The sequence below is a fragment of the Brachybacterium nesterenkovii genome (assembly GCF_900163655.1).
Lineage (GTDB): Bacteria > Actinomycetota > Actinomycetes > Actinomycetales > Dermabacteraceae > Brachybacterium > Brachybacterium nesterenkovii.
The window spans coordinates 49,361-68,311 of the sequence record NZ_FWFG01000068.1 but is presented as its reverse complement, the minus strand read 5'-3'; the positions used below and the strand labels follow the sequence as shown (position 1 = coordinate 68,311).

Sequence of the window (18,951 nt, the reverse complement as noted above, 5' to 3'; positions counted from 1 at the left end):
TCACCGGATCCTGGGGTCGAGGATGCCCTGCAGGATGTCGGCGAAGGTGGCCGAGAGCAGGGTCAGGATGGCCGCGTAGAGCACGACACCGGCGGTGCCGTTGACGTCGGCGCTGTTGAGCGCGTGGACCGTGAACTTGCCGATCCCGTGCCAGTTGAACATCAGCTCGACGAACAGCGAGCCGGTGAACGCGGCGCCGACGGCGAAGGCGAAGTACTGGCCCATCGGGATGAGCGCCATGCGCAGGCCGTGGCGGCGCATCGCCAGCTGCCGGGTGAGGCCCTTGGCGCGGGCGGTGCGGAGGTAGTCGCTGCCCAGCACGTCCAGCGTGGTGACCTTCATGTAGCGCGAGTAGGACGCCATGCCGAACAGCGCGAGCACGATCGTGGGCATCACGAGCGCCTGCAGGTGGTACACGAGCTGCTCCGTGGACCCGTCGGGGAGCGCAGGGTTGGTCGCCCCCGTGGGCGGCAGGCCGAACCCCGTCGTGTTGATGACGATCTGGTTGATCTGCTGGACCAGCAGGACCACGACGACGGTGGGCAGGGAGAGCAGCACGAAGGAGGAGCCGGTCGCGGCCACGTCCCCGATGGAGTTGCGGCGCACGGCGCTGATCATGCCGACGACGATCCCGAGGACGACGCCCAGCAGCGTCCCGAGGACGACGAGGCGGAGGCTGAGCGGGACCCGGGCGGCGAGGACGTCGAGGACCGGGGTCATCGCACGATCGGTGCCCGACGTCACGCCGAGGTTCCCATGGAGCAGGTCGCCGAGCCAGCGGGCGTAGCGGGCGAACAGCGGCGTGTCCGGGTTGATGTTGCGGGCCTCGAGGTACGCGTGCGCCGTCGCGGGCGGGACGGGCTTGGTCGCGATCGGCGGGTACAGCACCTCCTGCGGGTGCATCAGCGAGGCCGCCAGGAGATACGTGATGCTCGTGGCGACGAAGGCCAGGAGCACGTAGTTCAGGATCCGGAGGAGGGTGAACCTAAGCACGGCGGCCCCGTCGCGTCATTCCGTTTATCCTTCCGTCCGACCGCCGCGCGGGGCGGATCGTAGGCGCCCGGTGGGGCGCTCGTGCCTGGGCGGATGCGCATCCGTGCAGGCCATTGAGGTGTGCGGCGAGGATCTCTCGCGTTGCGGCAACTCTAGCCCGCGGTCGGGAGCGAGATCGGCCACATGGGCCCGCGGGCCCCAGATAACATCAAATCGTGACCTTCCTGCATCTGGCGCTCGTGGCCCTCGGCGTGCTCGCGGCCGTCGCGGCGTCAGACCTCCTGGGGCATCGCGGCATCGGCCGCTGGCCCGTCGTCGTGGCGGCGCTCGCCCTCGTCATCGCGGGCGGCTGGAGCTACAGCGCATCACTGTCGGCCTTCGCCCTGGGGACGGCGATCGGGGCCTGTCTGCTGTTCGGCGTCGAGCGCGCACGGGATCTGCTGCGCACTCGGCAGACGTACCGCGAGGCGACGCGAGCGCGCCGCGAGCAGACGCGACGGCTCGAGCAGTCGGCGCAGGGCCGCGAGGGGCTCTAGCTGTACTGCCCGGAGACGTTGATCAATCGCGAGAAGGGCGGGAGGTTCCCGCAGGCCGTGTGCGGCCGGTGATGGTTGTAGTAGTGCAGCCAGTCGTCCAGCTCGCCCCGTCGTTCGGCTTCGGAGGTGTAGCAGCGGGCGTAAGCCCATCCGTCGGCCAGGGTGCGGTGGAAGCGCTCGATTTTCCCGTTGGTCTGCGGCCTGTAGGGCCGGGTGCGCTTGTGCCGGATACCGAGTTCGGCGCAGGTGTCGCGCCACAGGTGTGAGCGGTACGCGCCGCCGTTGTCGGACAGGACCCGCTCGACGGTGACGCCGCGGGCGTTGAACCACTCGACGGCTCGGACCAGCACGGCGGTGGCAGTGCGGGCGGTTTCGTCGTCGTGGATCTCGGCATAGGCGACGCGGGAGTGGTCGTCGATGACGGTATGGACGTAAGCCTTGCCCATCAACGGGTCGTAGTGCTTGTTCTTCGGCTTGTCGGGTGTAGCGGCCCGGTTCTTGTCGCCCTGTCGCCGCCCGACGTAGCGCCATCCTCCGCCGTCGGGAATGTTGCCGAGCTTCTTCACGTCGACGTGCAGCATCGACCCTGGGTGATCGTGCTCGTAACGGCGCACCGGTTCTCCCGTGGCGCGGTCGACGTGCGACAGCCGGTTCAAGTGCACGTCTGTAAGGATGCGGTGGACCGTGGACGGGGCTATCCCAAGTCGGCTGGCCAACTGCACCGGCCCCTCCCGTAGTCGCAGGCGAAGACGGACGCAGCGCCTGGCAGTCTGCTGGTTGGTCTTGTTCGGTGAGTGATGCGGCCTGGATGACCTGTCCTGCATTGGCTCGCCGGTGCGGTAGCGGTCGGCCCAGCGCTTCACCGTGGGCCAGGAGACCTGGAACCTGGCGGCGACCTCGCTGATCGGCCAGCCGTCATCGACGACCAAGCGGCCGACGATCAGGCGGTGGCGAGGGGTGAGAGCGGCGTTCGCGTGGGACATGACAAGGCCTTCCTGTGGGCATGCGCCGCCCAGGAAGGCCAGTTGCCGCCGCGGGCGGCGAGATTGTGTGGGTCAGGGCTCATTGAGATGTGCACGAACTCGTGAGCCGTGGCACACGACGGTGTCGAGGGGTGTTCCCCGGCTCAGGCTCCCGGGTAGGAGTCGAGGTTCCACCAGTGGCCATCGAAGTCAGCGACACATGCGTTGCGCCCTCCGTGGGGGGCGTCGTTGGGCTCCGTGACGGTGGTCGCGCCGTGTGCCAGGGCTGCGGCGAAGAGGCTGTCCACGTCCTCATCACTGGCGACCACCAGGTTGCAGATCCCCGGCCCGTAATGCGGGTCATCGTCCCGAACAGAGCCGAGCATGATGCCCCCGTTGTCGCGCCAGGCAAGTTGCGCATGGGCCACCAAGGTCGCGTCATCAGGATCCCGCACGATCATGGCGGTGGTGAAGCCGATGGCTTGGAGAAAGTCGATGCCTCGATCGGCGTCTGTATAGCGCAGGCAGTGGAACAGCTGTGGTGTCGTCATGGCTCTAGCCTCACGCCGGAAGCATGTCGGTGTCTTGAAGCAATGGGAAATCGCCCTTCGACTGGCGCAGCGTCCATCCAGTCATCGACTTCCATTCCCGGCACAGGTGCGGTTGGTCGCTGTAGCCGGCCATCGCCGCGACGTCCGAGGGCTGGGCGCCACGCTGGACCAAGTCTTTGGCGTGGGTGAAGCGAGCGATGCGCGCCACCTGCTTGGGCGAGAGACCGGTCTCGAGGTCGAACAGGCTTGAGAGCCGCCGTCTGGACAGGCCAACGTCCTGAGCCAGGCCGGAGATGGGGATCGTGCCTCGGGTCCGATGGATCCGCGCGAGTGCCTCGACCAGGTCTGCGCGCGGTGCATGAGGATGCTGCTCCAGCCTCTTGGTGAGGAATGCCGCCAAGAGGTGGAACCGTCGTGGCCACGTTGACTGCCGCAGCTGGTCGAGCAGGCGCCTGGGCCACGAGAGATCATTCACATCAACCATCGAGCCGGCCAGTTCCCCGGCCGGCAGCCCGAGAAGCCGACGGGTCGAGAGCGGGTGGAGCGACAATTCGAGGCCCTGCTGGCGTCCCCTCGACTGGATCAGAGCCGGAGTGGTGTGCAGGCCGGAGACTAGTAGGTCACAGAGATGCCGCGCGTCGCCATGAAGCCAGCCACAGTCGATGGGCTCTGCGAGCGACAGCACCACCGTGACGCCCATCGAGGGAACCCCGTGGTGGACGGTGTCGGTACTGGTGAATTCGTACCCCACCCAGGAAAGGAGATGGGGGCGCAACCCTTGCGGGATAGCTGGCTGCCAGACGGGCATGCACCCACCCTAGGGAAGCCCCGGCCCAGAAACAGTCACTTGTCTGACGACCACTGTGGTGTCGCTACACGACCGCCAGGGCCGTGGCGGCTCGATCAACGTCTCCGGGCAGTACATCTAGCGCTCCTCGCCCTCCGCAGGCCCTTCATTCTCCGCTGGGCCTTCGCCCTCCGCAGGCCGCTCGAACTCCACGCTCCGCATGGCCTCGGCGACCATCACGGCGGCATCTTCGAGGGACTCGGCCTTCCCGCTGCCCACGAGCCAGCCGGCGAAGAGGCCCGCGAACGGTGCGGCGGGACGGACGATCTCGCTGGCGACGGCCCCGGTCAGCGCGAGGTACATCTCCGTGACCTCGTCGTCGACCTCCTGGGGCATCCCCAGGTGCGCGCTCATGGCGGCGTTGAACGAGCGCAGCGTGGCCATCGTGACCGGATCGTCTTTGCGGGGCATGGGTCCAGGCTATCCGGCGCGGGCCGGTCCGAGGCCGCATTCCCGCACGGCACCGGTTCATACCGGGAGGACCCGTTCACAACGGGAGGACCCGCACCGCATCTCCGACGCCCGCGCGGGGCCCCTCCATGAGCACGAGGCAGTCGGCACGGCCGTAGGGCGCCAGTCGGTGCCCGGGCACGATCTCCACGGCGAGGTCCCCGTCGGCGGTGCGCGTCAGGCGCCCGGGGCCGACGCGCAGGGCGCCGTGCCCGCGCCCCGAGGAGCGCGCGGTCCCCGCGACCAAGTCCGCGGGGGCGGCGACGATCATCGCGCGCACCGGCGCGGCGGCCGTCGCGTCCCCGCCCGTCAGCAGCGGGCGCACGAACAGGTGGAAGCCGACGAGCGCGCCGACCGGGGTGCCGGGCAGGTGGATGACGGGGACGCCGCGGCCCTCGACGTCGACGAGCCCCACCCCTTGGGGCCCGCCGGGGCGCAGATGCACGTGCGCGAAGTCCGAGGTGCCGCGGCCCCGCGGGCCGAGCGCCGCCTTGACGACGTCGTAGGCGCCGTGGCCGATACCGCCGCTGGTGAGCACCAGATCGCAGCGCGCGGCGAGGGCGTCGAGCTGGGCGCAGAAGGCCGCGGGATCATCCCCGCAGCGGATCACCTCGGTCGCGGCGCCGTGGTCGGCGAGGGCGGCCGCGAGCATCGTCCCGTTGGACTCGCGGACGGCCCCGACCTCGGCGGCGGCCTCCGCATCGTCGTGGTCGACGAGCTCGTCCCCGGTCACCAGGACGCCCGCGCGCAGGGGGCGGCGCACGTCGACGGCGCGCACCCCGAGGGTGGTCAGCAGGGCGAGCAGGCCGGGGCCGATCACGTCATCGGGCTCAGCGAGAACGCTCCCACGGGGAACCTCGTCCCCGGCGGGCCGGATGTGGCGGCCTGCCGCGAGGCGCTCGCGGTCGAGCACGCGGACCGAGCGGGGCGCCCGCGCGTGGGGGTCGGCGTCGGTGCGTTCGACCTCGATCACGGTGTCCGCGCCCGCGGGGACGGGCGCGCCGGTCATGATGCGCGCGGCGGTCCCGACGGCGAGCTCCGGGACGCCTCCGCGCGCCGCCGGAAGGTCCGTCACGACGGGAAGCGGGGAGTCGGCATCCTCCGGCAGATCCGCGAGGCGCAGGGCGAAGCCGTCCATCGCGCTCACGGGTCCGGGCGGGAGGTCCTCGGCGGCGATGACGGGGGCGGCGAGGCGGCGCCCGAGCGCGAGCGAGGGCGAGAGCGTCTCGGTCGCGACGTCCGCGCAGGCGGCGACCACGCAGCGGACGTGCTCGCGCCAGGTCGCGACGTCGGGATCGGGCGCGACAGCGGCCGTCGCGGCGTCGTCGTGGGAGCGGTTCATCCGTCCATTGTCCCCTGGTTACGCTGGCACCACCCGTCGACGGAGGTTCCTGCCATGTCTGTTCCCACCACCATCCGCGCTGCCCGCATCCACGCCTTCGGCGGCCCCGAGGAGCTGCGCGTCGAGGAGATCCCCGCGCCGACGGCCGGACCCGGTGAGGTGCTCGTGCGCGTGCTCGCCGCGGGCCTGAACCCGCTGGACTACAAGATGCGCGACGGATCGTCCGGCAAGGCGAAGCTCCTGACGCTGCCCGCCGTGCTGGGCCGCGAGATGACCGGGACGGTCCTGGGCGCGGCTGAGGACGTCGACCTCGATGCCCTCGGCATGCCGATCGGGGCGCAGGTGTTCGGCGTCCGCGGCCTCGACGACCCGCGCGGCACGTACGCCGAGGTGATCGCGATGCCGGCCGCGGCGCTCGCTCCCGTCCCGGAGAGCTCGACGGCCGATCCCCTGGCCGCCGGCGGCCTCGCCCTGGCCGGGGTGACGGCGCTCGTGACCATCGAGGACGCCCGGATCGGCGAGGGCGACACGGTGCTGATCCACGGCGGCACCGGCGGCGTCGGCCAGCTGCTGATCCCGCTCGCCCTGCAGGCCGGGGCCTCGCGCGTGTGGGCGACGGGCCGCGCCGCCAATGCGGGGCGCATCGCCGAGCTGGGCGGTGCGCCGATCGCCTACGACGAGACCGACTGGGAGGCGGCGATCGATGAGGCGACCGAGGGCCGCGGCGTCGACGTCATCCTCGACACCCACTACTTCACGACCTTCGCGCCCAGCCTGGACCACCTGGCCGAGGGCGGGCGCATCGTCGTCCTGCCGTCGCTGGCGGACCTCTCCCCCGCGACCGCGCGCGGCATCGACGCGCGCATCCCCTCTCTGGCGCCGAGCCGGGAGCGCCTGGACCGCCTCGCAGCGGCCTGGGCCGACGGCACCCTCCCGCTCGAGGTCGGGGAGATCCTCCCGCTGGACGACGTCGCCCGCGGCCACGAGCAGCTCGAGACGGGCCACACCCGCGGGAAGCTGCTGGTGGATCTGCGCTGACGGCGGGTCAGCGCAACGAGTCAGCGGGCCCGCAGCTCCGCCGCGCCTGCGTCGGCGTCGACGCCCGTGCCAGCACCTGCGTCGGCGCCCGCGGCCGCCCCGCGCGCGAGCACGCGCAGCAGCGGCGCATAGTGCTCCATCACGGCCTCGCGATACCCGGCGACGTCCCCCGCCTCGAGGGCGTCGACCATCGCCTGGTGCGCGTCGACGGTGTCGAGGATGTCCGCATCGGGGGCGATGCCCAGCAGCGGCAGCGCCCCGGTGTGGACCTCCCAGAAGGCGGAGACGAGCTCGCGGATGAGCTCGTTGTCGACCGGCCGGAGCAGGGACTCGTGGAAGGCGCGGTCGGCGACGGCGAAGGACTCGCCGCGGGCCGCGCAGGTGCGCATGTCCTCGACGAGGCTGCGCAGATCGGGGTTGTCGGTGCCGCGGTAGGCAGCGACGAGCTCCTCGGCGACCGACAGGTCCAGGCCGATGCGCATCTGCACCACCTCGCGCAGCACCCGCGTGTCGTCGGCCGCACCGAGGCGGGCGCGGAACAGCAGGCCGTCGACGAGCGGGGCGAGGGACAGGCGACCGACGAACGTCCCGTGCCCGTGGCGCACCTCGACGATGTCGAGGGAGGACAGCGTGCGCACGGCCTCGCGCACCGAGGAGCGCGAGACCCCGAGGCGCTCGCACAGCTCGCTCTCGGTGGGGAGCGGATCGCCCGGCCGGAGGTCCTCGGCCAGGATCAGCTCCTGGATGGATCGGGCGGCCGCGCCGCCGCGCGGGCCCGAGATGCGCTCCGCGTTCATGCGGATCTCCCTCCGATGACGAGCCGTGCCTTTTGACGACCCTCGATCTTCGTGTAGCATACAGGACATCAGACGTCTGACGTCTGATGCCGTGCGCCGGTGGATCCGGCCCGGCTCGTCCACTCGATCAACGCAGATCGGCGACCACGAAGGGACCACTCCGGTGACCAGCAACGCTTCCCGCCTCTCCCGTCGAACCCTCCTGCTGAGCGCGAGCGCGGCCGGCATCATCACCGCCGTCTCCGCCTGCGCCCCCAAGAGCCCGGGCTCCGACGGCTCCACCCCCGCGCCGAGCGGCGACGCCAAGAAGGACGGCACCATCACCGCCGCCATCTCGTACGAGCTCGGCACCAACGGCTACGACCCCATGACCACGAGCGCCGCCCTCACGGTCGCCGCGAACTGGCACACCATGGAGGGCCTGACCGAGATCGACCCGGCCACCCGCCAGGTGTACGCGGCGCTCGCGAAGGAGCTCCCGACAGGAGACTCCACGAGCGTCGACGTCGCCCTGCGCGACGGCGCCGTCTTCCACGACGGCTCCCCCGTCACCGCCGACGACGTCGTCTTCTCCTTCCAGCGCGTCATGGACCCGGCCAACGCATCGCTCTACGCCTCGTTCATCCCGTTCATCTCGGAGGTCGCGAAGAAGGACGACACCACCGTCACCCTCACGCTCTCGACCCCCACCGGCGTGCTCGCCGAGCGCCTGGCCACCGTCAAGATCGTCCCGAAGGCCGCCGTCGAGAAAGACGCCAAGGCCTTCGACGCCGCCCCCATCGGCTCCGGCCCGTGGAGGATGACCGACTCCGGCGCGGCCTCCAAGCAGATCGTCTTCGAGCGCTTCGACGACTACACCGGCCCCATCCCCGCCAAGGCCAAGACGATGACCTGGCAGATCATCCCCGACGCCTCGACTCGCACCAACGCGCTGCAGTCCAAGACCGTCCAGGCCATCGACTCGGTGCCCTACCTCTCGATCGACCAGCTCAAGAGCGGCGGCACCGTCGAGTCCGTCCAGGGCTTCGGTCTGCTGTTCTCGATGTTCAACTGCGCCGACGGCAACCCGTTCTCCGACGTCCGCAACCGTCAGGCGTTCCTCTACGCGATCGACATGGACAAGGTCATCGAGACCGGCATGCTCGGCCAGGCCGAGGCCGCCACGAGCTTCGTCCAGAAGGACCACCCGGACTACCAGAAGGCCTCGACCGTGTACGCGCACGACGTCGAGAAGGCCACGTCGCTGTTCGGCGAGACCGGGCTGACCTCCTTCCGCCTGCTGTGCACCGACCACGACTGGGTCCAGAAGGTCACCCCGGTGATCCAGGAGTCCCTCCAGGCCGCAGGCATCGAGGTCGCCTTCGAGCAGAAGAAGTCCGCGGACGTCTACAACACGATCGACGGCAAGCCCGAGGCCTTCGACGTCGTCATCGCGCCCGGCGATCCGTCAGTGTTCGGCAACGACCCCGACCTGCTGCTGCGCTGGTGGTACGCGACCGATACCTGGACGGACAAGCGCATGCACTGGAAGGGCCAGGACTCCTACGACCAGATGCAGGAGCTGCTGGCGACATCGCAGTCCGCCGTCGAGGAGGCCGACCAGAAGGCCGCGTGGAAGAAGCTGTTCGACCTCGCCTCCGAGACCGTGCCGCTGTACCCGCTGTTCCATCGCAAGTCGCCCACGGCCTTCGACTCGACCTCGCTGGTCGACTTCAAGCCCATCTCCGTGACCGGCCTCAGCTTCCTGAACGTCGGCACCACGAAGTGACCCCGCGCCGCCCCTTCGTCTCCCCCAGGAGCATCCCGTGTCCCAGCTGATCCGCCTCATCGGCCGGCGTCTCGTCGCGCTGCCGCTGATGATCCTCGGCGTCACCCTGCTCGTGTTCGTCGTCATGTCGTTCTCGCCGGCCGACCCGGCGCGCCTCGCCCTCGGCGAGTCCGCGTCGGCCGAGGCCCTCGCGAACTACCGCGACGCCCACGGGCTCGACGACCCGATCTGGATGCGTTTCCTCGCCTACCTGGGCGGGATGCTCCACGGCGATCTGGGAACCACCAGCGGGAACACCCCGGTGACGGAGGTGGTGGCACGCGCGTTCCCCATCACGCTGCAGCTGACCTTCCTCGGCCTGGCGATCGCCGTCGTGCTCGCCGCCGTCCTCGGCGTCCTCGCGGCCCTGTTCCGCGATCGCTGGGTCGACCAGGTCATCCGCGTGCTGTCCATCGCGGCGCTGGCGACGCCGTCGTTCTGGCTGGCGATCCTGCTGATCCAGTGGCTCGGCGAGGTCCCCGGCGGCTGGTACGCCTTCCCCGCGCTCGTGACGTCGTGGGTCCCGTTCCTCGAGGACCCCGGCACATACCTGCGCAACATCGCCCTTCCGGCCCTGGCCCTCGGCGTCCCCGTCGCCGGCTCGCTCACCCGCGTGGTGCGCACCGCCATGGTCGAGGAGCTCGACCGCGACTACGTGCGCACGGCCGTCGGAGCGGGCGTCCCCTATCCGGTCGTCGTCTCCCGCAACGTGCTGCGCAACGCCCTGATCACCCCGATCACCGTGCTCGGACTGCGCGTCGGCTACCTCATGGGCGGCGCTGTGATCATCGAGATCATCTTCAACATCCAGGCGATGGGCCAGCTGATCCTCGACGGCGTGACCCGCAACGACGTCGCCCTCGTGCAGGGCGTGACGCTCACCGTGGCGATCGCCTTCATCGTCGTCAACATCGTCGTCGACCTCCTCTACGTCCTCGTCAACCCCCGGATCAGGAGCATCTGACATGCGCCCCGCACTCGGCTCCCGGCTCCGCGCCACCAGCGGCGGCCGCCTCGGAGGGTTCCGCTCTCTCCCCTGGCCCTCGCGCATCGCGATCGCCTTCCTCGCCCTGCTCGTGCTGGCCGCCGCCATCGGCCCCTTCCTCGTGCCCCACGACGCGTTCACCACCGGCACCCCTGTCGGCCCGCCGAGCGCGGACCACCCGTTCGGCACGGACGCCAACGGGCGCGACATCCTGGCCCGCGTCCTCCGCGGTGCCCGCGCCTCGCTGCTGATCGGCCTGATGGCCACCGCCGGCGCCCTCGCCGCCGCCGCCGTCCTCGGCTCGATCGCCGCGACCGCCTCGAAGTGGGGATCCGAGATCCTCATGCGCGTCCTCGACGTGATCATGTCGTTCCCCGGGATCGCGCTCGCCGCGGTGTTCATCGCCGTGTTCGGCACCAGCCTGCCGGTGATCGTCTTCGCGATCGGCTTCCTGTACGTCCCGCAGCTCTCCCGCGTGATCCGCGCCAACGTGCTCGCCCAGTTCGGCGAGGACTACGTGGCCGCCTCCAAGGTGATGGGCGCGTCCACGCCGTGGATCCTGCTCAAGCACGTGGCGCGCAACTGCATGGCCCCGATCATGGTGTTCGCGACCGTGCTGGTGGCCGATGCGATCGTCTTCGAGGCCTCGCTTTCGTTCATCAACGCCGGCGTGCAGCCGCCCGAGCCCTCCTGGGGCAACATCCTCGCCGGCGGCAAAGAGGTGCTGCTGGGCGGGTACTGGTGGCCCACGTTCTTCCCGGGCCTGATGATCCTGCTGACCGTGCTCAGCCTGAACATCCTCTCCGAGGGCCTGACCGACGCCTTCGCCTCCCCCCGGGTGCGCTCGCGCGCCGATGTCGAGGCCGATGAGCAGGCGATGCGCGAGGACGATCACCCCGCCGAGGTCCTCGGCGCGACCGACGATGAGACGGCGCGCGAGGTGCTGCGCACGTCGCTCGCGCACCTGCGCCGGGCCGAGACCGAGCGCGCCCCGCGCGAGCTCGTCGATGCCGAGGCGCCCGCCGTCCTGGAGGTCCGCGACCTGCGCGTCGCCTTCCCCGAGGCCCACGGCGACGTGGACATCGTCGACGGGGTCTCCTTCACCGTCCGCGCCGGCGAGACCATGGGCCTGGTGGGCGAGTCCGGCTCCGGCAAGTCCGTGACGGCCCTGGCGATCATGGGCCTGCTGCCCCGCACCGCACGGATCAGCGGCGAGGTGCTGCTGGACGGGCGGGACCTGCTGAGCATGTCGGCGCGCGAGCTCAACGCCCTGCGAGGCAACGAGATCGCGATGATCTACCAGGACGCCCTGAGCTCGCTGAACCCGTCGATGCTGATCCGCTCGCAGATGGCGCAGCTGACCCGGCGCGGGGGCACCCGCAGCGCCGAGGAGCTCCTCGAGCTGGTGGGCCTCGACCCGCAGCGGACCCTGGCCTCCTACCCGCATGAGCTCTCCGGCGGTCAGCGCCAGCGCGTGCTCATCGCGATGGCCCTCACCCGCGACCCCAAGCTGGTGATCGCCGACGAGCCCACCACCGCCCTCGACGTGACCGTGCAGAAGCAGGTGGTGGAGCTGCTCGACCGGCTGCGCCGCGAGCTCGGCTTTGCGATGGTGTTCGTCAGTCACGACCTCGCGCTCGTGGCGGCGCTGGCCCACCGCATCACCGTCATGTACGCCGGACAGGTGGTCGAGCGCGCCGACACCCGCGAGCTGCTACTCGACCCGCGCCACGAGTACACGCGCGGCCTGCTCGGCTCGGTCCTGTCGATCGAGGCCGGAGCCGAGCGCCTGCACCAGGTGCCCGGGACGGTCCCCTCCCCTCGGGAGTTCGCCGTCGGCGACCGCTTCGCGCCGCGCTCCCAGGACCCGGACGCGGACCCTGCAGCCCCGCTGCGCCTGCTGAGAGTCGGCGATGCCGACCACGAGGTCGCGAGCACCGGCGACGTCCCCGCCGCTCTGGAAGGAGCCCTCCGATGAGCACGCAGCCGACCACCGCGACCGGTGACGAGCCCGTCATCACCCTGCGCGACGTCCATGTCGTGCACCGCCTGCGCACCGGCAGCCTGCTGCACCCGGACACCATCCGCGCCGTCGACGGCGTCTCCGTCGACGTCCACCGCGGCCGCGTCCTGGGCATCGTCGGGGAGTCCGGCTCGGGCAAGTCGACCCTGGCCCGCGTGATGATCGGCCTGCAGCCCGTGACGCAGGGCGAGGTGCTGTTCCACGGCAGCCGCCACTCCCGCTCGAAGGCCGCCCGGCGCGACCTCGGACGCACCGTGTCGGTCGTCTTCCAGGACCCGGCGACCGCGCTCAACCCGCGCCTGACGGTGCGCGAGACCCTGCTGGACCCGCTGCGCGTGCACGGCATCGGCTCCGAGGAGTCACGCCTGGCCCGGGTGCGGGAGCTGCTGCACCTGGTGGGCCTCCCGCAGTCGGCCCTCGACGTCCTGCCCCGGCAGATCTCCGGCGGCCAGCGCCAGCGCGTCGCGATCGCCCGCGCCCTCACGCTCGAGCCCGAGATCATCGTCGCCGACGAGCCCACCAGCGCCCTGGACGTCTCGGTCCGCGCGCAGGTGCTCAACCTGCTCATGGACCTGCGCCGCGAGCTGGGCCTGGGCCTCGTGTTCATCTCCCACGACATCTCAACGGTGCGCTTCGTGTCCGACGAGATCATCGTGATGAACCGCGGCCGCGTGGTCGAGCACGGGACCGTCGAGCAGATCTTCGGCGGCGCCGACGACGAGTACACCCGCACCCTCCTGGCCGCCGCGCCCCGCCTGCTGTGACCCGGCGCCCCGCGCACCACGACCCCGCACCCCACCCGGAAGAAGAGATCATGACCGCCACCGCAGCTGTCCGCGAGGGAACCCCCACGGGCGTCATCCCGCCGCTGCTGACCCCGCTCACCGCCGACGGCGAGCTCGACATCCCCTCGCTCGAGCGTCTGGTGGCCCGCCACCTCGATGCCGGTGTCGACGGCCTGTTCGTGCTCGGCTCGAGCGGCGAGGCCGCGTTCTTCGACGACGCCATGCGCGAGCGGGTGCTCGGGGCCGTCACCGGGATCGTCGCGGGCCAGGTGCCGCTGCTGATCGGCGTGATCGACATGCAGACCTCCCGGGCGATCCAGCACGTGCGCACGGCCGAGCGGTTCTCCCCCGCCGGCATCGTCGCGACCGCCCCGTTCTACGCGATCACCGGACCCGATGAGATCGACACCCACTTCCGAGCGCTCGCCGCCGCCTCCCCCGCTCCCCTGTGGGCCTACGACATCCCGGTGTGCGTGCACACGAAGCTCTCCCCCGCCCACCTGGTGCACCTCGGGGCCGACGGCGTGCTCGCCGGCGTCAAGGACTCCAGCGGGGACGACGTCTCGTTCCGCCGTCTGGTCGCGATGGACCGCGCCGCCGGCACCGGCCTGGCGCTGCTGACGGGCCACGAGGTGGTCGTCGACGGCGCCTACCTGGCCGGGGCCCATGGCTCCGTGCCGGGCCTGGCCAACGTCGAGCCCGCCGGGTACGTGCGCATGCACCGTGCGGCCATGGCCGAGGACTGGGAGACGGTGCGCACCGAGCAGGACCGCCTCGCGGCGCTGTTCGAGATCGTCTTCCAGCCCGTCGGGAAGGTGGGGCCGGCCGCCGGAGTGGGCGCCTTCAAGACCGCGCTGCGGGAGCTGGGCGTGTTCACCACGAACACGATGAGCACGCCGATGGCCGCGCTCGGCGATGAGGATGCCGCGCACATCCGCGCCGTGCTGGCCGAGGCCTCCCTGCTGGAGGCCTGACATGCCGTCCCGCCTCGCGCTCGCCGTCGACATCGGCGGGACGAAGACCGCGGCGGCCCTCGTCGCCGTCGGTGCGGACGACGCGCGCGTACTCGCCGTCCGCACGGCGCCGACCCCCGCCCGGGAGGGCTCCGACGCGGTGCTGACCGGGGCGCTCGATCTCGCCGATTGCGTGCGCGCCGAGGCCGCCGATACCAGCCTGGGCGAGGGGGCGGCCGGCGGGCACATCGAGGCGCTGGGCATCGCGAGCGCCGGGGTCGTCGACACCGTGCGCGGAGCGATCACCCATGCGACCGACGCCCTACCCGGCTGGGCCGGGACCGATATCGCAGGTCCGGCGCGCGAGCGCTTCGGCGTGCCCGTGTCGGTGCTCAACGATGTCCACGGCCACGGTGTCGGCGAGGCACGCTTCGGCGTGGGACGCGGCCGCTCCTCGCTCCTGCTCGCGGCCATCGGCACGGGGATCGGCGGCTGCCACCTCGTCGACGGCGCACCCGTGACCGGGGCGCACGGCGCGGCGGGGCATATCGGCCACGTGACCGTGCCCGAGGCCGACGGCATCGCCTGCACCTGCGGGCGGACCGGGCACCTGGAGGGCCTCGCCTCCGGACCGGGGATCCTCGCGCTCGCCGCGCGCCTCGGAGCCGTCGGCGAGGACGGCGCTCCCGTGTCCCGCGGCGCGGACCTCGCGGCCCGGGCGGCACGGGCCCCGGGATCCCCGGCCGCCGAGGCCTACCGTCTCGCCGGCCGGGCCACAGGGCGCATGCTCGGCGGTCTGCTGAACGTCCTCGACGTCGACGCGGTCGCGCTCACGGGCGGGGTCGCCGCCGTCGGCGAGCCGTGGACGTCGGCCCTCGCCGAGGGCATCGCGGCCGAGGCGATGGACGTCGTGGCCGCGACCCCGCTCCTGCCCGCCGCGGCGGGCACACATGCCGCCCTGCTCGGGGCGGCCGCCTGGACCCTCGACGGCCTCTGACCAGGTCACACCCCTCACGCTCCGGCGCCCCGTCCCGCATCACCGTCGTCCCTCCGACCCCCGCGGTCCGTTCGACCGTCCGACCACCTCAGGAGCTCCTCATGCACCCGATCGTCGAGTCCCTCCGCGACACCCTCATTGTCTCCTGCCAGGCCTACCCCGGCGAGCCCATGCGCCACCCCGAGACCATGGCCCAGATCGCCGCCTCCGTGCAGCGAGGCGGGGCCTCCGCCGTTCGCGCCCAGGGCCTCGAGGACATCCGCGCCGTCAAGGACGCCGTCACCATCCCCGTCATCGGCATCTGGAAGGACGGCACCGAGGGCGTGTTCATCACCCCCACCCTCAACCACTGCCTCGCCGTGATCGACGCCGGAGCCGACATCCTCGCCCTCGACGGAACGCTCCGCCCTCGCCCCGACGGCCGCACCCTGGCCGAGACCATCACCGCGGTCCGGGAGCGCTTCGACGGCCCCATCATGGCCGACTGCGACAGCCTCGACGCGGCCCTCGCAGCCGCCGACCTCGGCATCGACATCATCGGCACCACCCTCGCCGGCTACACCCCAGCCCGCCCCAAGACCAGCGGCCCCGACCTCGAGCTGCTCGCCGAGCTCGCCGACCGTCTCCCCGACACTGCGGCCCTCATCGCCGAAGGCCGCGTCCACACCCCCTCCCACGCCGCCTCCTGCCGCGACACCGGCGCCCACGCCGTCGTCGTCGGCACCGCCATCACCCACCCGGCCACCATCACCGGCTGGTTCCGCGAGGCGCTCACGGAGAGCTGAGCGGGGACCGCCCGTGCCTCCCGCACGCCGACCCGGCGCGCGGACCCATGTCGACGAAGGAGACGACCCATGGAAATGACCGCACCGACCCGACGAGGAATGCTCACCGGCACCGCCGCCCTCACCGGCACCGCCGCGCTGACGGGACTCGGCCTCCTGGCGCCCGCGGCGCAGGCGGCTCCCCCGCCCAAGGACCACGGGCGCCGGCACGGCACCTACCGCGAGCAGGAGCTCGCCTGGGCCGGGTACCAGGGGGTGAGGAACTTCCGCATCCCCGCGCTGGCCGTCACGCCCGGCGGCGACCTCGTCGCCGCCTTCGACAAGCGCCCGGTGGGAGGCGACGCTCCGGCGCCGAACTCGATCTGGCAGCGCCGCTCCCGCGACGGCGGCGCGACCTGGGAGGAGCCGACCGTCATAGCCGCCGGCACCGAGACCGGCGCGAGGACCGGATACTCGGACCCCTCCTACGTGGTCGACCGCAAGACCGGGATGATCTTCTGCTTCCATGTGTTCTCCAAGGACGTCGGCGTCTGGAACAGCGGCTACGGCGATGACGACGCGGACCGCGGCATCATCTCCGCCGCCGTCTCGTGCAGCGAGGACGACGGGCAGACGTGGACGACCCGCCTGATCACCTCGGTCGTCAAGCCGGAGAGCTGCCGGGCGATGTTCGCGTCATCGGGCGCGGGGATCCAGCTGCGGTACGGGCCCCATGCCGGTCGCCTCGTCCAGCAGTTCGCCGGATGGTTCCGGCAGAACGACGGCAGCCAGCTGGTCCAGGCGTACTCCGTGTTCTCCGACGACCACGGCGAGAGCTGGACGATGGGCCAGCCCGTCGGCGAGAGCATGGACGAGAACAAGGTGGCCGAGCTGTCCGACGGCACCCTCATGATGAACTCGCGCGAGAACAGGCGCACGGGCCACCGCTGGATCGCGTACAGCCGCGACGGGGGCGAGACGTGGGAGGACCTGCACCGCGATCCCCATCTCGTGGATCCCGGGAACAACGCGCACATCACGCGCGCGTACCCGGACGCCCCGCAGGGGTCGGCGAAGGCCAAGGTCCTGCTGTTCTCTCACGCCGACGCTCAGCCCTCCGCCCGCGTCAACGGCACGATCGAGTACTCGGAGGACGACGGCCGGACCTGGATCCGCAAGCGCGTGTTCCAGCCCGGCGCCTGCCAGTACTCCGTGATCGTGCCGACAGGGCGCGGCACCTACGCGCTGGCGTACGAGGGGGCGGGCGAGACGATCATGGTCGCGTCGCTCGACATGAACTGGATCCTGTCGCGCTGACGCTTCTCGATGCCGCGCCGGACACGGTGCTGGCTGCGAGAACCGGTCGTCATACGTGCGGACACCGCCTGCGAAGCGGGCGTGCGCATGTATGACGACCAGTTCTGCCAGGAGGCGGACGGGCACCTCACCGGCTACGGTGAGGTGCCCGTCCGCACTCTCGACCTCTGCACTCTCGATTTCCCACCCACTCGACCTCCAGACCTCAGGAGCCCTCCATGGCCTCGGATCAGCAGTCCGCCCCGTCCGGCTCCCCTGCGCACTCCGGCCCTGCGTCGACCGACCCCGCCGATACCGCTTTCGCCGCGGGTCTCGAGCGCGTGCTGGTGCCCGAGGGCTGGGATCTGCTGCAGACCCTGCCCCCGTACGTCGAGGCGGATGCCCTGAAGCTCGGGGCGACGCTGCGGGCGGCGGGGCACGATCCGGAGCTGGTCTCCGCGGTGCTCACCCAGTCCCGGCTGCGAGCCAAAGGGCGCGAGAAGTTCGGCGAGTTCGCGGACCGGATGCTGCTGACGCCCCGCGGGCTCGAGCAGGCCACGCGTCTGCCGATCGCGGCGCTGCACGCGCGGCGCTTCCTCGATGCCGGCGTCGCGACGATCGCCGACCTCGGCTGCGGCATCGGCGGTGACGCGATGGCGGCCTCGGCGCTGGGGCTCGACGTGATCGCGGTGGACCGGGATCCGGTGACGGTGGCCGTCGCGACCATGAATCTGTCGGCGTTCCCGGGGTCGGCGGCGGAGCTCGGGGACGCGGAGGCCTTCGACCTCGATCGGGTCGACGGGGTCTGGATGGACCCTGCGCGGCGCACCGTTCGGGGGCCCGCGCGGCGTCTGCACGATCCCGAGGAGTACTCGCCGCCGTTGTCGACCGTGGTGCGGATCGCGCGGCGTCTGGCTGAGCGGGCGGACGGCGGAGCGGAGCCCACCAGCGGCTTCGGTCCTGTGGGCGTCAAGCTCGGTCCCGGCATCGAGCATGTCGCCCTGCCCGCGGGCACGGAGACGCAGTGGATCTCCTGGCACGGCCAGGTGCTCGAGGCCGACTGCTGGTTCGGCCCGCTCGCCACGCCGGGCGTCTCGCGCAGCGCCCTCGTGATCGGGGTCGACGGCGCGCATCTGCTGACGAACGCCGGAGCAGGTGCTGCCGTTGGCGACGCGGCCGAGGGATCTTCCGTGCCCACGGGTCCTCTGGGCGACCACCTGTACGAGCCCGACGGCGCCGTGATCCGCGCCGGCCTGCTCGGCGTGCTCGCGGCGCAGTTGGGGAATGGTGCCGGCGCCAGTGCCAGTGCCAGTGCCAGTGCCAGTGCCAGTGCCAGTGCCAGTGCCAGTGCCAGTGCCAGTGCCAGTGCCAGTGCCCTGACGATCGACCCGACCATCGCCTACCTCACCACCGACACGCGGGTGTCCACACCATTCGCGCACGGATATGCGGTGCGGGACGTGATGCCGTTCGGGATGAAGCGTCTGTCGTCCTATCTGCGGGAGCATCGCATCGGTCGCCTGGAGATCAAGAAGCGCGGCACCGCGGTGGAGCCTGAGGAGCTGCGTCGGCGTCTGCGCCCGAAGCGGTTCGGGGACGAGTCGGCCACGCTGATCCTCACCCGCATCGCCGGGGAGCAGTCCGTGATCGTCGCGACGCCGCACCGAGAGCTCGGCGCCTGACGAGCATCGCGGGCTCGGCGCGCTTCCCCTGGGTGCTGGCCGCATCGGATGCGCGCTGTATCGGGCACGCGCCGCGTGGGGCGCTCGCCGCGTCGGTCGCAGGCAGCCTCAGGCGCCCAGCTCCACCGGCGATGGACTCCCCC

18 protein-coding genes are annotated in these 18,951 nt (G+C 71.6%); 11 read left to right on the top strand and 7 right to left on the bottom strand.

Annotated elements, in window-relative coordinates; all coding sequences use genetic code 11:
* Window positions 1–993 (bottom strand): ABC transporter permease, encoded by a 993-nt coding sequence (locus tag FM110_RS07970; protein ID WP_200810197.1) that lies wholly within the window; start codon window positions 991–993, stop codon window positions 1–3.
* Window positions 994–1,208: 215 nt separating this feature from the next.
* On the opposite strand from FM110_RS07970, the gene FM110_RS07965 reads away from it, so the two are divergent.
* Window positions 1,209–1,529, top strand: coding sequence for a hypothetical protein (locus FM110_RS07965; RefSeq protein WP_087104233.1), 321 nt, complete (start codon window positions 1,209–1,211; stop codon window positions 1,527–1,529).
* On the opposite strand, the gene FM110_RS07960 is transcribed toward FM110_RS07965, so the two are convergent.
* The 5 genes from FM110_RS07960 to FM110_RS07940 form a co-directional block, all read right to left on the bottom strand.
* Window positions 1,526–2,512, bottom strand: coding sequence for an IS481 family transposase (locus FM110_RS07960; protein WP_087104232.1), 987 nt, complete (start codon window positions 2,510–2,512; stop codon window positions 1,526–1,528). The genes FM110_RS07965 and FM110_RS07960 overlap by 4 nt on opposite strands.
* 143 nt (window positions 2,513–2,655) lie before the next feature.
* On the bottom strand, window positions 2,656–3,042 hold the full coding sequence (locus FM110_RS07955) for a VOC family protein (RefSeq protein WP_010534680.1): 387 nt from the start codon (window positions 3,040–3,042) through the stop codon (window positions 2,656–2,658).
* A 10-nt stretch (window positions 3,043–3,052) separates the two neighbouring features.
* Window positions 3,053–3,850, bottom strand: coding sequence for a helix-turn-helix domain-containing protein (locus FM110_RS07950; RefSeq protein WP_087104231.1), 798 nt, complete (start codon window positions 3,848–3,850; stop codon window positions 3,053–3,055).
* Window positions 3,851–3,967: 117 nt separating this feature from the next.
* Window positions 3,968–4,300, bottom strand: coding sequence for a DUF6457 domain-containing protein (locus tag FM110_RS07945; RefSeq protein ID WP_087104230.1), 333 nt, complete (start codon window positions 4,298–4,300; stop codon window positions 3,968–3,970).
* A 76-nt stretch (window positions 4,301–4,376) separates the two neighbouring features.
* Window positions 4,377–5,681, bottom strand: coding sequence for a molybdopterin molybdotransferase MoeA (locus FM110_RS07940; protein ID WP_087104229.1), 1,305 nt, complete (start codon window positions 5,679–5,681; stop codon window positions 4,377–4,379).
* A 54-nt stretch (window positions 5,682–5,735) separates the two neighbouring features.
* Here FM110_RS07940 and FM110_RS07935 point away from each other — a divergent pair, with 54 nt between their 5' ends.
* A complete protein-coding gene (locus FM110_RS07935) occupies window positions 5,736–6,719 on the top strand; it encodes a quinone oxidoreductase family protein (protein ID WP_087104228.1) in 984 nt (327 codons plus the stop codon).
* 20 nt (window positions 6,720–6,739) lie between these two features.
* Here the strand turns inward: FM110_RS07935 and FM110_RS07930 are convergent, their stop codons facing one another.
* Window positions 6,740–7,516, bottom strand: a complete 777-nt coding sequence (locus FM110_RS07930; protein WP_087104227.1) for a FadR/GntR family transcriptional regulator — start codon at window positions 7,514–7,516, stop codon at window positions 6,740–6,742.
* A 163-nt stretch (window positions 7,517–7,679) separates the two neighbouring features.
* Here FM110_RS07930 and FM110_RS07925 point away from each other — a divergent pair, with 163 nt between their 5' ends.
* The 9 genes from FM110_RS07925 to FM110_RS13800 all read left to right on the top strand — a co-directional run bounded on the left by FM110_RS07925 (window position 7,680) and on the right by FM110_RS13800 (window position 18,808).
* A complete protein-coding gene (locus tag FM110_RS07925; RefSeq protein WP_087104226.1) occupies window positions 7,680–9,284 on the top strand; it encodes an ABC transporter substrate-binding protein in 1,605 nt (534 codons plus the stop codon).
* 37 nt (window positions 9,285–9,321) lie between these two features.
* Window positions 9,322–10,287, top strand: a complete 966-nt coding sequence (locus FM110_RS07920) for an ABC transporter permease (protein WP_087104225.1) — start codon at window positions 9,322–9,324, stop codon at window positions 10,285–10,287.
* A 1-nt stretch (window position 10,288) separates the two neighbouring features.
* Window positions 10,289–12,286 carry a dipeptide/oligopeptide/nickel ABC transporter permease/ATP-binding protein gene (locus FM110_RS07915; RefSeq protein ID WP_087104224.1) on the top strand — a complete coding sequence of 666 codons (1,998 nt, stop codon included), beginning with the start codon at window positions 10,289–10,291 and terminating at the stop codon, window positions 12,284–12,286.
* Window positions 12,283–13,095, top strand: a complete 813-nt coding sequence (locus FM110_RS07910; RefSeq protein WP_087104223.1) for an ABC transporter ATP-binding protein — start codon at window positions 12,283–12,285, stop codon at window positions 13,093–13,095. Before FM110_RS07915 ends, FM110_RS07910 begins: the two co-directional genes overlap by 4 nt.
* 50 nt (window positions 13,096–13,145) lie before the next feature.
* Entirely contained in the window at window positions 13,146–14,090 is a 945-nt protein-coding gene (locus FM110_RS07905; protein ID WP_087104222.1) for a dihydrodipicolinate synthase family protein, read from the top strand.
* Window position 14,091: 1 nt separating this feature from the next.
* The gene (locus FM110_RS07900) at window positions 14,092–15,066 is read left to right on the top strand and encodes an ROK family protein (protein ID WP_087104221.1); all 975 of its coding nucleotides are present in this window, start codon (window positions 14,092–14,094) and stop codon (window positions 15,064–15,066) included.
* Between the two features lie 101 nt (window positions 15,067–15,167).
* Entirely contained in the window at window positions 15,168–15,851 is a 684-nt protein-coding gene (locus tag FM110_RS07895; RefSeq protein ID WP_087104220.1) for an N-acetylmannosamine-6-phosphate 2-epimerase, read from the top strand.
* A gap of 75 nt (window positions 15,852–15,926) precedes the next feature.
* Window positions 15,927–17,147: a sialidase family protein gene (locus FM110_RS07890; protein ID WP_159458014.1), complete on the top strand. Its 1,221-nt coding sequence runs from the start codon at window positions 15,927–15,929 to the stop codon at window positions 17,145–17,147.
* Between the two features lie 218 nt (window positions 17,148–17,365).
* On the top strand, window positions 17,366–18,808 hold the full coding sequence (locus FM110_RS13800) for a THUMP-like domain-containing protein (protein ID WP_143276326.1): 1,443 nt from the start codon (window positions 17,366–17,368) through the stop codon (window positions 18,806–18,808).
* The last annotated feature ends 143 nt before the right edge of the window (window positions 18,809–18,951 follow it).

Coding starts and splice junctions, on each gene's coding strand:
- FM110_RS07960 (WP_087104232.1), bottom strand. CDS start 2,512: ATGTCCCACGCGAACGCCGCTCTCACCCCTCGCCACCGCCTGATCGTC.
- FM110_RS07895 (WP_087104220.1), top strand. CDS start 15,168: ATGCACCCGATCGTCGAGTCCCTCCGCGACACCCTCATTGTCTCCTGC.
- FM110_RS07945 (WP_087104230.1), bottom strand. CDS start 4,300: ATGCCCCGCAAAGACGATCCGGTCACGATGGCCACGCTGCGCTCGTTC.
- FM110_RS13800 (WP_143276326.1), top strand. CDS start 17,366: ATGGCCTCGGATCAGCAGTCCGCCCCGTCCGGCTCCCCTGCGCACTCC.
- FM110_RS07955 (WP_010534680.1), bottom strand. CDS start 3,042: ATGACGACACCACAGCTGTTCCACTGCCTGCGCTATACAGACGCCGAT.
- FM110_RS07905 (WP_087104222.1), top strand. CDS start 13,146: ATGACCGCCACCGCAGCTGTCCGCGAGGGAACCCCCACGGGCGTCATC.
- FM110_RS07900 (WP_087104221.1), top strand. CDS start 14,092: ATGCCGTCCCGCCTCGCGCTCGCCGTCGACATCGGCGGGACGAAGACC.
- FM110_RS07915 (WP_087104224.1), top strand. CDS start 10,289: ATGCGCCCCGCACTCGGCTCCCGGCTCCGCGCCACCAGCGGCGGCCGC.
- FM110_RS07950 (WP_087104231.1), bottom strand. CDS start 3,850: ATGCCCGTCTGGCAGCCAGCTATCCCGCAAGGGTTGCGCCCCCATCTC.
- FM110_RS07935 (WP_087104228.1), top strand. CDS start 5,736: ATGTCTGTTCCCACCACCATCCGCGCTGCCCGCATCCACGCCTTCGGC.
- FM110_RS07940 (WP_087104229.1), bottom strand. CDS start 5,681: ATGAACCGCTCCCACGACGACGCCGCGACGGCCGCTGTCGCGCCCGAT.
- FM110_RS07890 (WP_159458014.1), top strand. CDS start 15,927: ATGACCGCACCGACCCGACGAGGAATGCTCACCGGCACCGCCGCCCTC.
- FM110_RS07910 (WP_087104223.1), top strand. CDS start 12,283: ATGAGCACGCAGCCGACCACCGCGACCGGTGACGAGCCCGTCATCACC.
- FM110_RS07930 (WP_087104227.1), bottom strand. CDS start 7,516: ATGAACGCGGAGCGCATCTCGGGCCCGCGCGGCGGCGCGGCCGCCCGA.